This is a genomic window from Pseudomonas veronii (assembly GCF_002028325.1).
GTDB classification, from domain to species: domain Bacteria; phylum Pseudomonadota; class Gammaproteobacteria; order Pseudomonadales; family Pseudomonadaceae; genus Aquipseudomonas; species Aquipseudomonas veronii.
Window position 1 is genome coordinate 1,578,956 of the sequence record NZ_CP018420.1, and the last position, 15,533, is coordinate 1,594,488.

The window sequence follows — 15,533 nt, forward strand, 5'->3', positions numbered from 1 at the left end:
GATTACTCCCCTTTGCCAGCAGCAGCGGCAGCAGGAGCGGCGGTACCGGCAGGCTGGGCGTTGTCGGCGTCCTTGACCTTGACCTGGACGCCCGGCTTGACGTACTGCAAGCCTTCGGTGATCACACGGTCACCGGCGTTCAAGCCTTTTTCCACCAGCCAGTAAGCGCCGGCGGTGCGGTTGGCGACCAGCACGCGCTGCTCAACTTTGTTGTCCGCGTTGACCACCAACGCCGTCGGGATACCCTTGAGGTCTCGGGTCACGCCTTGCTGCGGTGCCAGGATCGCCTTGCTGTTCACACCGGCTTGCAACTGGGCGTGTACGAACATGCCGGGCAGCAGGGTGTGGTCAGGGTTGGGGAACACGGCGCGCAGAGTGACCGAACCGGTGGTCTGGTCAACCGACACTTCGGAGAACTCCAGTTTGCCGTCCAGGCCATAGCTGCTGCCGTCTTCCAGGGTCAGCTTGACCTTGGCGGCATTGGCGCCGGCTTTCTCCAGCTGGCCGCTTTCCAGGTCGCGGCGCAGCTTCAGCATTTCAGCCGAAGACTGCGTGACGTCGACGTAGATCGGGTCCAGTTGTTGGATCACGGCCATGGCATCGGTCTGGCCATTGCTGACCAGCGCGCCTTCGGTGACCGAGGAACGCCCGATACGCCCGGAGATCGGCGCGAACACCTTGGTGTAGCGCACGTTGATTTGGGCGGTTTGAACGTTTGCTTCGGAAGTCATGCGGTTGGCGACGGCGGTGTCGTATTCCTGGCGGCTGACGGCCTGCTCGTCGACCAACTGCTTGTAGCGGTCGGCGATCGACTTGGTCTGGGACAGGCTGGCCTGTGCGCTTTTCAGGGTGGCGTCATAGACCGACGGATCGATCTGATAAAGCTGCTGGCCTTCTTTCACATCCCCGCCTTCCTTGAACAGGCGCTTGAGGATGATGCCATTGACCTGCGGACGGACTTCCGCGATGCGGTAGGCGGTGGTGCGGCCTGGCAGCTCGGACGTCAGGGTAAAGGCTTGCGGTTGAAGGGTGACCACGCCGACCAGAGGAGTTTGCGCGGGCGGAGCCGCCTCTTCCTTTTTGCATCCGCTGAGCAGCGATGCCAGGGCGACGGCAGTGACCAGAGCGGTAACAGCTGGCTTAAGTTGCATGAAGATCCTCGGGTCAGGCGCGCAGACTGCGCACAAGAAGGGTGGAAGGGTAAAAAACAAGCTGTGAGTAGATAAGTAGCTTGCTACGCAATATACTTACGTTCATGGTTGTTTGTAAACTCTTGACAGGCTTCGCGCGGTATTGACACAGCACCGCCCCGAGCCTCGATTTTAGTCCGTTCGGCGCCCATGACGGTGTCGTCCCACAATTATTCAGATGCTCGTTAGCGCCTATTAAAGCAGCGTTACCGATAGTCCCACATGTTTTGATTGAGGTTTTATTGCCATGGTCCGTCGCACCAAAGAGGAAGCTCAGGAAACGCGCAGCCAGATTCTCGACGCTGCTGAGCAGGCCTTTTATGAGCGGGGTGTAGCGCGGACCACACTGGCGGACATCGCCGCGCTGGCCGGGGTAACGCGAGGCGCCATCTATTGGCACTTCAGCAATAAGTCCGACCTGTTGCAGGCATTGCTCGAGACCCTGCACGAACCCCTGGACGAGCTGGCCAGGGCCAGTGAAAGCGAGGATGAAGTCGACCCGCTGGGGTGTATGCGCAAGCTGCTGATTCATCTGTTCCATCAAGTGGTCCTGGACCCGAAAACCCGGCGCATCAACGAAATCCTGATTCATAAGTGCGAGTTCACCGATGAGATGTGCGACATGCGCCGTCAACGCCAGACCCACAGCCTGGAGTGCAACCTGCGTATCAGCCTGACCTTGCGTAACGCGGTCCATCGCGGGCAACTCCCGGAAAACCTCGACACCACGCGCGCAGCGGTGTGCATTCATGCCTACATCAATGGCTTGTTGGGCCAATGGCTGCTGGTGCCGGACAGTTTTGAGCTGCACCAGGAGGCTGAGCGTTGGGTCGATGCAGGGCTGGACATGCTGCGCTTGAGCCCTAGCCTGCGCAATTAAGTCAAAATATGTAATTGCATCCAATTGTTTCAACAGTAAAGCCTAAGGGCGGGCAATCGTCCTGCTGACTTATTGGTGGGATGACTTTATATACGGGCTGGCGGGTGGTTGAAAGATAGCCGCCTAAGTATTTTGTAGCGTTTTTGTTGCAAGGCTGTGAAGGAATGTTTCTCCGGACCGCTGAGATCTAATGTGGGAGGGAGCAAGCCCTCTCCCACATTTGATCCGGGGTGTTTTCCCGATCGGCGAAAAAAAGCCCCGGTTCTTGCGAGCCGGGGCTTTTTCGTTTCAACGCATCATAGCGCCAGGGTCGGGTAGTCGATGTAACCGACCGGGCCCTTGGCATAGAAGGTTTCCGGGTGCGCCTGGTTCAGCGGCGCATCGGCTTTCAAGCGTGCCGGCAGGTCCGGGTTGGCAATGAACGGCACGCCAAAGGCCACCGCATCCGCCTTGCCCGAGGCCAGCCAGGCGTTGGCGCTGTCCTTGGTAAAGCGTTCGTTGGCGATGTACACGCCGCCGAAGGCTTCTTTCAATTGCGGGCCGAGGCTGTCAGCGCCTTCTTTTTCACGCGAGCAGATAAAGGCGATGCCGCGTTTGCCCAGTTCGCGGGCGACGTAGGTGAAGGTTTCGGCCAGGTTGTCGTCACCCATGTCGTGGGAGTCGGCGCGCGGTGCCAGGTGGACGCCCACGCGGCCGGCGCCCCAGACTTCGATGGCGGCGTCGGTCACTTCCAGCAGCAGGCGCGCGCGGTTTTCCAGGGAGCCGCCGTAGCTGTCGGTGCGATGGTTGGTGCTGCTTTGCAGGAACTGGTCGAGCAGGTAGCCGTTGGCGCCGTGGATTTCCACGCCGTCGAAACCGGCGGCCTTGGCGTTCTCGGCACCGGTGCGGTAGGCGTCGACGATGTCGGCGATTTCAGCGGTTTCCAGGGCGCGAGGCGTTGGGTAGTCGGCCAGCGGGCGGACCAGGCTGACGTGGCCTTTAGGCTGGATCGCACTCGGCGCCACCGGGGTTTCACCGTTCAGGTAAGAAGGGTGGGAGATCCGGCCGACGTGCCACAGTTGCAGGAAGATCTTGCCGCCCGCGGCATGTACGGCCTTGGTCACATTGGCCCAGCCACGTACCTGATCGTTGGACCAGATGCCCGGGGTGTCCGGGTAGCCCACGCCCATCGGCGTCACGGACGTGGCTTCGCTGAGGATCAGCCCGGCGGAGGCGCGTTGTACGTAGTACTCGGCCATCAGCGCATTGGGCACGCGACCGGCGTCGGCACGGCAGCGGGTCAGCGGCGCCATGATGATGCGGTTCGACAGTTCCAGGTCGCCCAGTGTGATCGGATCGAAAATAGTCGTCATGGGATAACACCCTTCTCTTTAAGTTGATCAGTTGGTCGCAGGGGCCAGGTCGGCATCGCCGCTCTGACGGAAAGTGATCAGGGTCACCAGCAGCGCGAGGATCGCCAGGGCCGCGGCGGCCAGGGGCACGCTGGTCAGGCCGAAACCGTGGGCAATCACGCTGCCGCCGACCCAGGCGCCGAGGGCATTGCCGATGTTGAAGGCGCCGATGTTCAAGGTGGACACCAGGTTCGGCGCGGCCTTGCCGAAGGTCACCACGTTGATCTGCAGCGCGGGCACGGCGGCAAACGAGGCGGTGGCCCAGAGGAACAAGGTGATTTCGGTCGGGATCACCGCGATGCTGGTCCAGGTCAGCGCGGTGGAGACCACCGCCATGCTGATGAACACGCCGATCAGGGTGGCGGCCAGGCGTTTGTCCGCCAGCTTGCCGCCGATGATGTTGCCCACGGTGAGGCCCAGGCCGATCAGCAGCAGGGTCCAGGTCACGCCCTTGGGCGATACGCCGGTGACGTCGCCGAGCAGCGGCGCGACATACGTGAAGAGGGTGAACATGGACGCGGCGAACAGCGCAGTCATGGTCAGCGACAACCAGATGCCGGCGCCCTTGAGGGCGGCCAGTTCGGCGCGCATGTCGAGTTTTTCTTCATCGCGCTTGGCCGGCAGGAAGCGGATCAGGCCGATCAACGCGATCACGCCGATCACGGTCACCGCCCAGAAGGTTGAGCGCCAGCCGGCTTCCTGGCCCAGCGCCGTACCCAAAGGCACGCCCAGTACGTTGGCCAGGGTCAGGCCGGTGAACATCAAGGCCACGGCGGACGCACGCTTGTTGGCCGGCACCAGGTTGGCGGCGACCACCGAACCGATCCCGAAGAACGCACCGTGGCACAACGCAGTGACCACGCGGGCAAACATCAGCACGTTGTAGTCGCTGGCCAGGGCGCAGAGCAGGTTGCCGATAATGAAAATGCCCATCAACGCGACCAGCGCGGCCTTGCGTGGCAGCCTGGCGGTGGCCAGCGCCATGAACGGCGCGCCGATGGCCACGCCGAGGGCGTAGCCGGTCACCAGCCAGCCGGCGCCGGGAATCGATACGCCCAAGTCCGCCGCCACATCGGGCAGCAAGCCCATGATGACGAACTCGGTGGTGCCGATGGCGAAGGCGCTCAGGGCGAGGATGAGGAGCGAGAGGGGCATGTGCGTGTCCTTGTTACAGTGGTGCGCGGATTTCAGAACTGAGCTCAGTGATGAGCGCAGTGAGGAAGGCTTGGATCGTTTCCTCGTTGCGTTTGAAAAAGTGCCACTGCCCGGCCTTCTGGCTGCTGATCAATCCCGCCCGTTGCAAGGTCGCCAGGTGCGCCGACACGGTCGACTGGGACAAGCCGCAGCGCTGGTCGATCTGCCCGGCGCAGATGCCGTATTCGTGGTTGTGCAGTTGCTCGGGGAATTGCACTTTCGGGTCTTTCAGCCAAGTGAGGATGTCTCGCCGTACTGGGTGCGCCAGGGCTTTTATTATTTCGTCGAGGTCGATGGACATGGCGGTTGCTCGGTGTCGTAAAGCGTTATATCGCGATGAGGCGAACTTTAAATCGGTATATCCCGATATTCAAATATGATTTCGGTCTTAGGCCAGACTGAATCGGTATATCGGGTTATAACGATGCGTTGACGGCAGTGATAGACTGCACACCATGAATTATCTCGCACATCTGCACCTGGGCGGCCAACTTCCTGCGCAACTGCTGGGCAGCCTCTATGGCGACTTCGTCAAAGGTCGCCTGCAAGGCCAGTTCAGCCCGCCGATCGAAGCGGCCATCCAGTTGCATCGCTCAATCGACCGTTTCACCGACAGCCATCCGCAGGTCGGCGAAGCGTTGTCGCGCTTTAGCCTGACGCGCCGGCGTTATGCCGGGATCGTCCTCGATGTGTTTTTCGATCACTGCCTGGCGCGGGATTGGGCGCTGTATGCCGAGCAGCCCCTGGAACACTTCACGTCCCAGGTGTACCGCGTGCTGGCGGCCGAACCGCAGTTGCCGGGGCGGCTGGCGCAGATTGCGCCGTACATGGCGGCGGATGATTGGCTGGGCTCATACCGCGAGTTCGCGGTGATGGAGCCGGTATTGCGGGGGATCTCGCGGCGCCTGACGCAGCCTGAGGAACTGGGCCATGCGATGCAGGAATTGCGCACGTTATACGAACCGTTGAGTGAAGACTTCCGGCTGTTTTATCCAGAGTTGCAAAAATTTGCCCAAGCCCAGCTGACCACTGAGATCTGAATGTGGGAGGGAGCTTGCTCCCGATGGCGGTGGTTCAGTCAGCACATGCATTGACTGACACACCGCCATCGGGGGCAAGCCCCCTCCCACATTGTTGACTGTGCTCGCTTCAGGCTGCGAATGCCGGCCGAACCGCAATCTGCTCTGCTTCCGGCAGCGGCCCGAACAACGCCTTCTGCACCGCCTGCTGCGCCTGGAACGCCAGCGCCGCGCGTTCCTGCCCGGCACAGGCAATCGGCGTGAGCACATGGATTTCCACATCGCCCTGGTCGTTGGCAAACAGGCGCATCAGGTGCGAGAGCAAATCGTCATCGCCAATGAACGGCGCCAGCGGGTCCACTTGCCCATCGCGCAGATACCGGATCGCCACCGGTTGCAGCGACACATCCGCCTCGATCGCACTGGCCAGCAAGCGCCCGTGAAAGGTGCGCAGGCTGCGCCCGTCGGTGGTGGTGCCTTCGGGGAACATCAGCAGCGGGTGTTGCTGCTCCAGGTGACGGGTCATCTGTTTGCGGATCAGTTGGCTGTCGCCTGAACCGCGGCGAATAAACAGGCTACCGGCCTTCGCCGCCAACCAGCCGGCCACCGGCCAGGTGCGGACTTCGGCCTTGGACAAGAACGACATCGGCGTGACCATGCCCAGCAGCGGGATGTCGGTCCAGGACACGTGATTGCTCACCCACAGCATCGGTGTCTGCGGCAATTCACCGTGTACCGTCACGCGAAAGGGCAGGGCGTTGGTCAGCCGCGACATAAAGAACCGCGACCAACGCTGACGGCGCACCATCGAGTTGGCCACCCCCAGGCGCTCGAACACACCGAACACACTGGCCATGCTCAAGCCCAGCGCCACCACCAACAGTACCCGGGCGATCCGCGCGTACACGCGCACGCGGCCCATCACATGGCCGCCTTGAAGTGGCGCGCATAGCGCGGGCACAGCTCATCGCGCTTGAGCAGAATGAACACGTCGGCCACCTGGAAATCTTCATCCCAGCACGGCTCGCCGCAGATCTTCGCGCCCAGGCGCATATACGCCTTGAGCAGCGGCGGCATTTCCGCGATGACGTTGGACGGCAGGTCCAGCGCCGGCAGCGGTTTTTTCGGCTCGGCGCGCAGGTGTTCGTTGCACAGGTAGCGTTCGCGCAGGCGCTGCATGATCGCGTGGGCCTGGATGCCGCCATCGTGCATCGGGATGCTCGCGCAACCCATCAGGTAGCTGTAGCAGCCCTCGTTGAGCACTTCGGCCAACTCGCCCCACAGCACTGCAATGGTGCCGCCGTTGCGGTAGGCCGGGTCGACGCAGGTGCGGCCGATTTCCAGGATCGGGCCCTGCAAGTGCAGCAGGCCATGCAGGCTGAATTCTTCTTCGCTGTAGAACCGGCCCAGGGTGCTGGCGGCCTGGTGATCGAGCAAACGGGTGGTGGCCACCAGTCGACCGCTGTTCAAATCCCGCACGCCGATGTGGCTGCAGTGAACATCATAGTCATCCATGTCCAGGCCCAGTTCCGCGCCTTTCAGCTTGGCGTTGAACTCGCCGCTGAACACGTTGAACCGCAGGGCCTGGGCTTCTTGCAAAGCCTGGGCGCCGATCAGGCGTTCGGCTTGCAGACGGCGTTCATTGCCGGTGTCGCTGATGCGGGCGATCTGAGTCATGGCGAATCTCCGAGTGCCAGCCACGTTCCGGCCGGTCGACTTGTTTGTCCAAACTCAGGCTATGTAGGCTCGGTGTCATCTCCATGAAGTTACGGTGACGCTTAGATGACAGGCACTTATGTCGCCAATCTGTCATCGGCCTCGGCTAGGCTCGCGGGCTTGAATGCCCCCTTGAGTTCGTGTCCATGGTCAGAGGCTTGTTGTGCGTTGCCCTGTTGTTAGCCACCGTCACCACCCGCGCCGAAACCTGGCCTGACAAAGACTGGGCCAAGGGCACGCCGATCGAAGGTCCCGCTGTCGATGCCCTGAATGCCTACGCGTTTCCCCGGCGTGACGACGCCACGCGCCAAGGCATCCGCACCGACGCGCTGCTGGTGATCCGCGATGGTGAAGTCATCTACGAGCGCTACGCCATGCCCACCACCGCGAGCACGCCGCACCTGACCTGGTCGGTCAGCAAAAGCCTGATGGCCACCGTGCTGGGCGTGGCCTACGGCGAAAGCCGCTTCAAACTGAGCGACCCCGCCGCACGTTTCTACCCGCCGATGAAACAGCATCCAAGCGTGACGATGGCCGACTTGCTGCACTGGGCCTCGGGCCTCGATTGGCAGGAAGATTACGAATATGCCCCGCTGAAATCCTCGGTCGTCGCGATGCTCTACACCCGCGGCCGCGCCGACATGGCGGAGTTCGTCGCCGGCATGCACACCGCCCGCGCGCCGGGCGAGGCCTTCCGTTATTCCAGCGGCGACAGCAACCTGCTCTCCGCCGCGCTCAAGGGCATGCTCGGCCATAAGGCCTACATGAGTTACCCGTGGGATGCGCTGTTCAAGCCGCTGGGCATTCATAACGCCACTTGGGAAACCGATGCCGATGAAACCTTCGTCGCCTCGTCCTACGCCTACCTCACTGCCCGCGACCTGGCGCGCGTCGGCCTGCTGATGGCGCGCGACGGTCGCTGGCGGGAGCAACAGTTGGTGCCGAAAGCCTGGGTCGATTTCAATCGGCAACCGTTCGATCACTACAAGGCCGGCCAGGACGAAGCCATGCCCGGCGGCCATTGGTGGCTCAACCGCGCCGTGCAGGGCGCCCCAAGACCCTGGCCCGACGCCCCCGCCGACACCTTTGCCGCCCTCGGCCACTGGGGCCAGGCGCTGTACGTCATGCCCGACGAACACCTGGTGATCGTGCGCTACGGCGATGACCGCGACGACAGCTACCGCCACAACGAACTGCTCAAACGCGTGCTGGCGGCGGTGCAGCCATGATCCGTCGTCGGCCGTTTACCAGTCTTTTCCTGCTGCTGTTGCTCACCGTGCTGGGCTGGGGCTGGCACGAGCGCGTCAACCTGCAAGCCTTCCCCGACATCATCGCGGCGTATACGGCCAAGGAGTACTGCTCGTGCCGGTATGTGCAGAATAATCCCGCCGAGTATTGCCGGGGGTATGTGAAGCAGTACGTGCCGATCAGTGCGTTCACCGATGACCCGGAGCGCAGTGAAGTCAGCGCCAGTGGATTGGGGCGTACCCATACGGCCAGATGGTTGGGCGAACATCAGGGCTGCCGCCTCAACCCCTGACACGTCATCTCCGAGGTGGGGGTGGCTTTGTCAGCTACATTGCGCCCGGCAGGCGGCACAGTTAAGGTTCGTTCAGGTTTTCCGCCCCACGAGTCTTTAATGTTCAACGCGTCTGTCATCAAACCCCTGGCCTTCGCCCTGCTGGCCGCCGCCGCCGTGCCTGCCCACGCGGACTGGTACCTGGACAACGAGTCCTCGCGGCTGTCGTTCGTCACCACCAAAAACACCGAGATTGCCGAGGTGCAGCGCTTCCTGGTGCTGCACGGCAAGGTCGACCGCAACGGTGCGGCGCAGGTGGAAGTGGAGTTGGAGTCGGTCAACAGCGGCATCCCGCTGCGCGATGAGCGCATGCGCAATCAACTGTTCGAGATCAAGACCTTCCCCGAAGCGCTGATCAGCACGCAGATCAACCTGCAACCGATCAACGACCTGGCCCCCGGCGCGCAGTTGGAGTTGCGCCTGCCATTGAGCGTCACGCTGCATGGCAAGACCCACACCTACAACGCCGAGCTGCTGGCCACGCGCCTGGATGATCGGCGTTTCCAGGTGGTGACCCTGGAACCGCTGGTGTTGCGCGCCGAGGATTTTGAGCTGGTGCCGGGTGTGACGGCGTTGCGCAACGCGGCTGGGCTGGCGTCGATCAGTTTGGCGGTGCCGGTGGGTGCGGTACTGATCTTTACGGCGCGCTGACATGAGCGGCGCAGTGTTCCCGTGGCGCAGCGCCAACCGTTTCGAGTTGTTGATCGACGGGCCGAGTTTTTTCCCGCAAATGCTGGTGGACATTGCCCGGGCAGAGCATCAGGTGGATCTGGAGTTATACCTGGTGGAAGCCGGCGCCTGCGCCGAAGTCTTGGTGCAGGCGCTGGCGCAGGCGGCTGAGCGGGGCGTGCGGGTGCGCTGCCTGTTCGATGATTACGGCAGCCTGGCGTTCGCCCTCAGGTTGCGTAAGCGCCTGACCGACGCCGGTGTGGAACTGCGCTTTTACAATCGCCTGGAATGGCGGCGCTGGATGGGCAACCTGTACCGCGACCACCGCAAATTATTGCTGGTCGATCAAGGCATCGCCATGGTCGGCGGTACCGGCGTCACCGATGAGTTCTGGACACCGGGGCAGGACAGCGCCGACTGGCATGAAGTGATGGTGCAGATCGACGGCCCGCTGGTGCTCGACTGGCAAGCGCTGTTCGACCGGCAATGGTTGGCCAACGACGATCGCCGCGCCTGGAAACCGGCCACCCATTTCGGCTTGCCGCACTTGCCCAAAGTACCGCCGACCGGGTCTGGTCTCGGCCGTGTGGCCTATGCCGACGCGCGCCAACACCGCGATATTCTGCACTCGCTGATCCGCGCGCTGAGCAGCGGCCACCGGCGCATCTGGTTGGCGACCCCGTATTTCCTGCCCACCTGGGGCGTGCGTCGGGCCTTGCGCCGGGCGGCGGGGCGCGGCGTGGACGTGCGCTTGCTGCTGACCGGCCCGCGTACCGATCACCCGTCCGTGCGCTACGCCGGGCACCGTTATTACCCGCGTTTGCTGCGCTCGGGCGTGCAGATCTTTGAATACCAGCCGTGCTTCCTGCACCTGAAGATGGTCTTGGTGGACGATTGGGTGAGCATCGGCTCGTGCAACTTCGACCACTGGAATTTGCGCTTCAACCTGGAAGCCAACCTCGAAGCGTTGGACCCTGCGCTGACGCTGGCCGTGGCCGGCAGTTTCGAACGGGATTTTGCCCAGAGCCAGGCGGTGAGCCTGGAGGCATGGAAGTCGCGGCCGTTGTGGCGGCGGGTGAAGCAGCGGGTGTGGGGGTGGATCGATCGGTTGGTGGTGAACCTGCTCAACCGACGCGGCTGACGCGCCCAACTCACCCAACGCGCTCAACTCGCTTAACTCGCTCAACGCGCTCAACGCGCCCAACGCGCTTAATTCGCTCAATTCACTTAACTGTAGGAGCGAGCTTGCTCGCGAAAAACCTGAGAACAACGCGTTCATTCAGCATGAGCGCGTCATCGTTAACGGTCTTCGCGAGCAAGCTCGCTCCTACAGAGGGCGGGGGCGGGCGTTAGAGCAGCTCGAAGGTCTGCTGCTGCACATCCTGGGAGTCCAAGCCGATCTGCACATTGAACTCACCCGGTTCCGCCGCGAACTTGAGCTGGCTGTTGTAGAACTTCAAGTCTTCTTCGGTAATGGTGAAGTGCAACGTGCGCTCTTCGCCGGCCTTGAGCATGACTTTCTGGAAGTTCTTCAGCTCCTTGATCGGGCGGATCATCGAGCCGGCCACGTCCTGGATATACAGCTGCACCACGGTTTCGCCGTCGACCTTACCGGTGTTTTTCACGGTGACGCTGGCGTCGAGCTTACCGCTCTTGTTCAGGGTGGTGGACGACAGCGCCATGTCCGACAGGCTGAACGTGGTGTAGCTCAAGCCATAGCCGAACGGGAACAGCGGCCCGGTGGTGTCATCGAAGTACTGCGAGGTGTAGTTACCCGGCTTGCCTGGGGTAAACGGCCGGCCGATGGTCAGGTGGTTGTAGTAGGTCGGAATCTGCCCCACCGAACGTGGGAACGTGATCGGCAGCTTGCCCGACGGGTTGTAGTCACCGAACAGCACGTCGGCGATGGCGTTGCCGCCTTCGGTGCCGGCGAACCAGGTTTCCAGGATCGCGTCGGCTTGCTGGTTTTCTTCGAGAATCGACAGCGGACGGCCGTTCATCAGCACCAGCACCAGTGGCTTGCCGGTGGCTTTGAGGGCCTTGATCAGGTCGCGCTGGCTTTGTGGGATGTTCAGGTCGGTGCGGCTGGACGATTCGTGGGACATGCCACGGGACTCGCCCACGGCAGCGACCACCACATCGGCATCCTTGGCGGCCTTGACCGCTTCGTCGATCATCACCTGGGCCGGGCGGGTGTCATCCACCACTTCCGGGGCATCGAAGTTGAGGAAGTTGAGGTAGTCGACCACGGCCTTGTCGTTGGTGATGTTGGCGCCACGGGCATAGATGATCTTGCCCTTTTCACCGATCACCGCGTTGAGGCCGTCGAGCAGGGTCACCGATTGTGCCGGCTTACCGGCGGCGGCCCAGCTGCCCATCATGTCGATGGGGGCCTTGGCCAGTGGGCCGACCAGGGCGATGGTCGCGGATTTTTTCAGCGGCAGGGTGTCGTTCTGGTTCTTCAGCAGGACCATGCTGCGGCGTGCTATGTCACGTGCATCGGCGCGGTGCAGACGGCTTTCGGCGTTGGTGTCGGCCGGGTCGTCCTCGGCCTTGCCGATGCGCAGGTACGGGTCTTTGAACAGGCCCATGTCGTACTTGGCGCCGAGCACTTCACGCACGGCGTTGTCGATGTCGCTCTGCTCGATCTCGCCGGACTTGAGCAGCCCCGGCAATTCCTTGCCATACAGCGAGTCGTTCATGCTCATGTCGATGCCGGCCTTGATCGCCAGCTTGGCGGCTTCACGCCCGTCCTTGGCCACGCCGTGCTTGATCAGCTCGAAGATCGCGCCGTGGTCGCTGACGGCCAGGCCCTTGAAGCCCCAGTCCTTGCGCAGCAGGTCGTTCATCAGCCAGGTGTTGGCGGTGGCGGGCACGCCGTTGATCGAGTTGAGCGCGACCATCACACCGCCGGCACCGGCCTTGATCGCCGCGTGGTACGGCGGCAGGTAGTCCTGGTACATCTTGACCGGGCTCATGTCGACCACGTTGTAGTCGCGACCGCCTTCCACCGCACCGTACAGGGCGAAGTGCTTGACGCTGGCCATGATGCTGTCGGCATTCGCCGCGCTGCTGCCCTGGAAGGCCTTGACCATCACTTCGGCGATGCGCGACACCAGGTAGGTGTCTTCACCGAAGCCTTCGGAGGTGCGGCCCCAGCGCGGGTCGCGGGAGATGTCGACCATCGGCGCAAAGGTGATGTCGAGGCTGTCGGCTGCGGCTTCCTGGGCGGCAATGCGCCCGGAGCGGCCGATGGCGTTCATGTCCCAGCTGGACGCCAGGGCCAGGCTGATCGGGAAAATCGTGCGGTGGCCGTGGATCACGTCGTAGGCGAAGAACATCGGGATCTTCAACCGGCTGCGCATGGCCGCGTCCTGCATCGGACGGTTTTCCGGGCGGGTGATGGAGTTGAAGGTGCCACCGATGCGGCCGGCGGCGATTTCCTTGCGGATCAGCTCGCGGGGCATTTCCGGGCCGATGCTGATCAGGCGCAATTGGCCGATCTTTTCATCGAGGGTCATCTGCTTGAGCAGGTCGCTGACGAAGGCGTCCTTGTCTTTAAGCGCAGCAGGCTTTGTTTCTGCCCAGACGGGGTGGGTGGCCAGAGTGGCAACAAGGCCGAGCAAACACAGCTTCTTCATGAATATCCTTTTTCGGCGCACTGCACAGCGGTTAGGCTGATCGGCCAAAATGTGGGGAGCGTCTATTGTTGTTCGGGTGTCGTTCAGAAAAATGCAGCACACTCTGAACTCTTTATCGCGCTGGGCATCTTTTTAGCTGATTGGCTCGATGCATTCCAGTAGTGGGGGCGGATTATGCCCCATGTGCGCGGTTTATAGGGCGAGTCGTCAAATTCCATCAAGGTTGGGCAGGAGAAACACCATGCAAGCAGCACAAGGTTACCGCTGGGGCTTGAAGGCCGCGGCTTTGCTATTGATCAGCACAGTGCTGAGCGGTTGTGGCATCAACACCATTCCGACCCTGGATGAACAGGCCAAGGCGGCCTGGGGCCAGGTGCAGAACCAGTATCAACGGCGTGCCGACCTGATCCCCAACCTGGTGGAAGTGGTCAAGGGTTACGCAACCCATGAACAAGACACCCTCACCGCGGTGATTGAAGCGCGGGCCAAGGCCACGTCGATCCAGGTCGATGCCAGCACCCTCGACAACCCGGAAAAACTCAAGCAGTTCCAGCAAGCCCAGGACGGTTTGAGCAGTGCGCTCAGCCGCTTGATGGTGGTGTCCGAGCGCTACCCGGACCTGAAGGCCAACCAGAACTTCCTGGCCCTGCAGTCGCAACTGGAAGGCACGGAAAACCGTATCGCCGTGGCGCGTCGCGACTTTATCCAGGCGGTGCAGGCGTACAACACCGAGATCCGCACGTTCCCGGGGCGCCTGTGGCACAGCGTGATGTACAGCGATCTGCCGATCCGCGCCACGTTTGAAGCCACCAGTGCCGATGCCGATAAAGCGCCGCAAGTGAAGTTCAAATAAAGCTGCATTGAGGTGTCGATGCGTTTATTACGGATAGGCCTGGCGCTGTGGCTGTTGGCCTGCGCGGGCGTGGCCCAGGCGGCGTTGACCTTCCCGGCGTTGACCGGGCGGGTGGTGGACACTGCGCAGATGATCGACCCGGCGGTGCGCGAGCAGTTGACCCAGCAATTGCAGGCGCTGGAGCAAAGCCGTGGCGACCAGATCGTGGTGGTCACCGTGCCTGACCTGCAGGGCGTGCCGATTGAAGACTACGGTTATCAGTTGGGGCGCCAGTGGGGCATCGGCCAGAAGGGCAAGGACAACGGTGCGTTGTTGATCGTCGCCCGCGATGAGCGCAAATTGCGCATCGAAGTCGGTTATGGCCTGGAAGGCACGCTGACCGATGCGCAGTCGTGGGTGATCATCAATCAGGTGATTGCGCCCAAGTTCAAGGCCGGCAAGTTCAGCCAGGGCATCAGCGACGGCGTCGCCGCGATGATCCAGGTGGTGGGCGGCGAGCCGCTGGCGGTGCCGGCCCATGTGGCGGATGCCAACTTCGCCAAGGATAATCCGGGGTTTTCCATCGGCTTGTTCGTCCTGCTGATCGGCGTGTTGTGGCTGTGCAATCGCCTGGGCCTGCCCGTGTGGGCGATCCTGTTGGCGATTCTCAGCAGCAGTGGCCGTGGCGGTGGGGGAGGCGGCGGCGGTGGCGGTGGTTTTCGCGGCGGCGGTGGCGGTTTCGGCGGTGGCGGGGCTTCGGGCGGCTGGTGATGACAATAACTAAAAACGAGCGTTTACAACCATGGCACTACTGACTGAACACGAACAACGCCAGGTCGCCGAAGCGATCGCCCGGGTCGAGCGACAGACCGACGCCGAGCTGGTGACCGTGCTGGCCGCGCGTGCCGACGATTACGCCTACATCCCGTTGCTGTGGGCCAGCCTGATCGCGTTGGTGGTGCCGGGGGTGGTGCATTACTTCTCGGGCTACCTGAGCATGTACACCTTGTTGTTGGCGCAGTGGGCGACATTCATCGTGCTGTGCCTGGTGTTTCGCCTGCCCAAGGTCACTACCCGCTTGATCCCCCGCTCGGTACGCCACTGGCGCGCGTCGAACCTGGCGCGGCGTCAGTTCCTCGAGCAGAACCTGCACCACACGCTGGGCGGCACCGGGGTGCTGATTTTTGTCAGCGAGGCCGAGCGCTATGTGGAGATCCTGGTGGATCACGGGATTTCCAAACGCCTGGATGACAGCAGTTGGGATGGTATCGTCAAGGCGTTTACCCAGCAGGTAAAACAGGGCCAGACATTGGCCGGGTTCATTGCCTGCATCGAAGCCAGCGGAGAGTTGCTCAAGGTGCATGTGCCGCTGACGCACGCGCGCAATGAATTGCCCAATCGCCTGATCGTGCTCGAATAACC

Annotated in this window: 16 protein-coding genes; 9 read left to right on the forward strand and 7 right to left on the reverse strand. The window is 62.3% G+C overall.

The annotated features are described in order from the left end of the window. Positions 1–2: 2 nt before the first annotated feature. A complete protein-coding gene (locus PverR02_RS07170; protein ID WP_017844834.1) occupies positions 3–1,151 on the reverse strand; it encodes an efflux RND transporter periplasmic adaptor subunit in 1,149 nt (382 codons plus the stop codon). Positions 1,152–1,437: 286 nt separating this feature from the next. On the opposite strand from PverR02_RS07170, the gene PverR02_RS07175 reads away from it, so the two are divergent. After that, positions 1,438–2,070 (forward strand): TetR family transcriptional regulator, encoded by a 633-nt coding sequence (locus PverR02_RS07175; protein ID WP_046384415.1) that lies wholly within the window; start codon positions 1,438–1,440, stop codon positions 2,068–2,070. Positions 2,071–2,366: 296 nt separating this feature from the next. Here PverR02_RS07175 and PverR02_RS07180 read toward each other — a convergent pair whose 3' ends face one another. The 3 genes from PverR02_RS07180 to PverR02_RS07190 are packed head-to-tail and all read right to left on the reverse strand — an operon-like array spanning position 2,367 to position 4,956. Continuing rightward, positions 2,367–3,422 (reverse strand): alkene reductase, encoded by a 1,056-nt coding sequence (locus PverR02_RS07180; RefSeq protein ID WP_079443016.1) that lies wholly within the window; start codon positions 3,420–3,422, stop codon positions 2,367–2,369. Positions 3,423–3,449: 27 nt separating this feature from the next. Beyond that, positions 3,450–4,616, reverse strand: coding sequence for an MFS transporter (locus PverR02_RS07185; RefSeq protein WP_017844837.1), 1,167 nt, complete (start codon positions 4,614–4,616; stop codon positions 3,450–3,452). Between the two features lie 13 nt (positions 4,617–4,629). Further along, positions 4,630–4,956 carry an ArsR/SmtB family transcription factor gene (locus tag PverR02_RS07190; RefSeq protein WP_017844838.1) on the reverse strand — a complete coding sequence of 109 codons (327 nt, stop codon included), beginning with the start codon at positions 4,954–4,956 and terminating at the stop codon, positions 4,630–4,632. 154 nt (positions 4,957–5,110) lie between these two features. On the opposite strand from PverR02_RS07190, the gene PverR02_RS07195 reads away from it, so the two are divergent. Next, the gene (locus PverR02_RS07195) at positions 5,111–5,695 is read left to right on the forward strand and encodes an acyl carrier protein phosphodiesterase (RefSeq protein WP_046384414.1); all 585 of its coding nucleotides are present in this window, start codon (positions 5,111–5,113) and stop codon (positions 5,693–5,695) included. A gap of 109 nt (positions 5,696–5,804) precedes the next feature. Here PverR02_RS07195 and PverR02_RS07200 read toward each other — a convergent pair whose 3' ends face one another. Continuing rightward, positions 5,805–6,596 (reverse strand): lysophospholipid acyltransferase family protein, encoded by a 792-nt coding sequence (locus tag PverR02_RS07200; protein WP_057004749.1) that lies wholly within the window; start codon positions 6,594–6,596, stop codon positions 5,805–5,807. Continuing rightward, positions 6,596–7,351 carry an L-ornithine N(alpha)-acyltransferase gene (olsB, locus tag PverR02_RS07205; RefSeq protein WP_017844841.1) on the reverse strand — a complete coding sequence of 252 codons (756 nt, stop codon included), beginning with the start codon at positions 7,349–7,351 and terminating at the stop codon, positions 6,596–6,598. The genes PverR02_RS07200 and olsB overlap by 1 nt, the downstream gene beginning before the upstream one ends. 185 nt (positions 7,352–7,536) lie before the next feature. On the opposite strand from olsB, the gene PverR02_RS07210 reads away from it, so the two are divergent. The 4 genes from PverR02_RS07210 to PverR02_RS07225 all read left to right on the forward strand — a co-directional run bounded on the left by PverR02_RS07210 (position 7,537) and on the right by PverR02_RS07225 (position 10,779). Next, positions 7,537–8,619 carry a serine hydrolase domain-containing protein gene (locus tag PverR02_RS07210; RefSeq protein ID WP_046384412.1) on the forward strand — a complete coding sequence of 361 codons (1,083 nt, stop codon included), beginning with the start codon at positions 7,537–7,539 and terminating at the stop codon, positions 8,617–8,619. Next, a complete protein-coding gene (locus PverR02_RS07215) occupies positions 8,616–8,930 on the forward strand; it encodes a hypothetical protein (protein WP_046384411.1) in 315 nt (104 codons plus the stop codon). Before PverR02_RS07210 ends, PverR02_RS07215 begins: the two co-directional genes overlap by 4 nt. A 99-nt stretch (positions 8,931–9,029) precedes the next feature. After that, positions 9,030–9,620 carry a YceI family protein gene (locus PverR02_RS07220; RefSeq protein WP_017844844.1) on the forward strand — a complete coding sequence of 197 codons (591 nt, stop codon included), beginning with the start codon at positions 9,030–9,032 and terminating at the stop codon, positions 9,618–9,620. 1 nt (position 9,621) lies between these two features. Next, positions 9,622–10,779: a phospholipase D-like domain-containing protein gene (locus PverR02_RS07225; RefSeq protein WP_079443017.1), complete on the forward strand. Its 1,158-nt coding sequence runs from the start codon at positions 9,622–9,624 to the stop codon at positions 10,777–10,779. A 208-nt stretch (positions 10,780–10,987) separates the two neighbouring features. Here the strand turns inward: PverR02_RS07225 and bglX are convergent, their stop codons facing one another. Then, entirely contained in the window at positions 10,988–13,279 is a 2,292-nt protein-coding gene (gene bglX / locus PverR02_RS07230) for a beta-glucosidase BglX (protein ID WP_046384409.1), read from the reverse strand. Positions 13,280–13,520: 241 nt separating this feature from the next. On the opposite strand from bglX, the gene PverR02_RS07235 reads away from it, so the two are divergent. Genes PverR02_RS07235 through PverR02_RS07245 form a run of 3 tightly spaced genes read left to right on the forward strand, consistent with a single transcriptional unit; the run spans position 13,521 to position 15,531 of the window. Next, positions 13,521–14,132, forward strand: coding sequence for a LemA family protein (locus tag PverR02_RS07235; protein WP_046384408.1), 612 nt, complete (start codon positions 13,521–13,523; stop codon positions 14,130–14,132). An 18-nt stretch (positions 14,133–14,150) separates the two neighbouring features. Next, complete coding sequence (locus PverR02_RS07240) at positions 14,151–14,882, forward strand: TPM domain-containing protein (protein ID WP_079443018.1); 732 nt, start codon at positions 14,151–14,153, stop codon at positions 14,880–14,882. Positions 14,883–14,913: 31 nt separating this feature from the next. After that, positions 14,914–15,531 carry a TPM domain-containing protein gene (locus tag PverR02_RS07245; RefSeq protein ID WP_079443019.1) on the forward strand — a complete coding sequence of 206 codons (618 nt, stop codon included), beginning with the start codon at positions 14,914–14,916 and terminating at the stop codon, positions 15,529–15,531. Positions 15,532–15,533: the final 2 nt, after the last annotated feature.

What these genes read in the sequence shown, in the direction of transcription:
- PverR02_RS07170 (WP_017844834.1), bottom strand. Translation starts at nt 1,151, where the DNA reads ATGCAACTTAAGCCAGCTGTTACCGCTCTGGTCACTGCCGTCGCCCTG.
- PverR02_RS07175 (WP_046384415.1), top strand. Translation starts at nt 1,438, where the DNA reads ATGGTCCGTCGCACCAAAGAGGAAGCTCAGGAAACGCGCAGCCAGATT.
- PverR02_RS07180 (WP_079443016.1), bottom strand. Translation starts at nt 3,422, where the DNA reads ATGACGACTATTTTCGATCCGATCACACTGGGCGACCTGGAACTGTCG.
- PverR02_RS07185 (WP_017844837.1), bottom strand. Translation starts at nt 4,616, where the DNA reads ATGCCCCTCTCGCTCCTCATCCTCGCCCTGAGCGCCTTCGCCATCGGC.
- PverR02_RS07190 (WP_017844838.1), bottom strand. Translation starts at nt 4,956, where the DNA reads ATGTCCATCGACCTCGACGAAATAATAAAAGCCCTGGCGCACCCAGTA.
- PverR02_RS07195 (WP_046384414.1), top strand. Translation starts at nt 5,111, where the DNA reads ATGAATTATCTCGCACATCTGCACCTGGGCGGCCAACTTCCTGCGCAA.
- PverR02_RS07200 (WP_057004749.1), bottom strand. Translation starts at nt 6,596, where the DNA reads ATGGGCCGCGTGCGCGTGTACGCGCGGATCGCCCGGGTACTGTTGGTG.
- olsB (WP_017844841.1), bottom strand. Translation starts at nt 7,351, where the DNA reads ATGACTCAGATCGCCCGCATCAGCGACACCGGCAATGAACGCCGTCTG.
- PverR02_RS07210 (WP_046384412.1), top strand. Translation starts at nt 7,537, where the DNA reads ATGGTCAGAGGCTTGTTGTGCGTTGCCCTGTTGTTAGCCACCGTCACC.
- PverR02_RS07215 (WP_046384411.1), top strand. Translation starts at nt 8,616, where the DNA reads ATGATCCGTCGTCGGCCGTTTACCAGTCTTTTCCTGCTGCTGTTGCTC.
- PverR02_RS07220 (WP_017844844.1), top strand. Translation starts at nt 9,030, where the DNA reads ATGTTCAACGCGTCTGTCATCAAACCCCTGGCCTTCGCCCTGCTGGCC.
- PverR02_RS07225 (WP_079443017.1), top strand. Translation starts at nt 9,622, where the DNA reads ATGAGCGGCGCAGTGTTCCCGTGGCGCAGCGCCAACCGTTTCGAGTTG.
- bglX (WP_046384409.1), bottom strand. Translation starts at nt 13,279, where the DNA reads ATGAAGAAGCTGTGTTTGCTCGGCCTTGTTGCCACTCTGGCCACCCAC.
- PverR02_RS07235 (WP_046384408.1), top strand. Translation starts at nt 13,521, where the DNA reads ATGCAAGCAGCACAAGGTTACCGCTGGGGCTTGAAGGCCGCGGCTTTG.
- PverR02_RS07240 (WP_079443018.1), top strand. Translation starts at nt 14,151, where the DNA reads ATGCGTTTATTACGGATAGGCCTGGCGCTGTGGCTGTTGGCCTGCGCG.
- PverR02_RS07245 (WP_079443019.1), top strand. Translation starts at nt 14,914, where the DNA reads ATGGCACTACTGACTGAACACGAACAACGCCAGGTCGCCGAAGCGATC.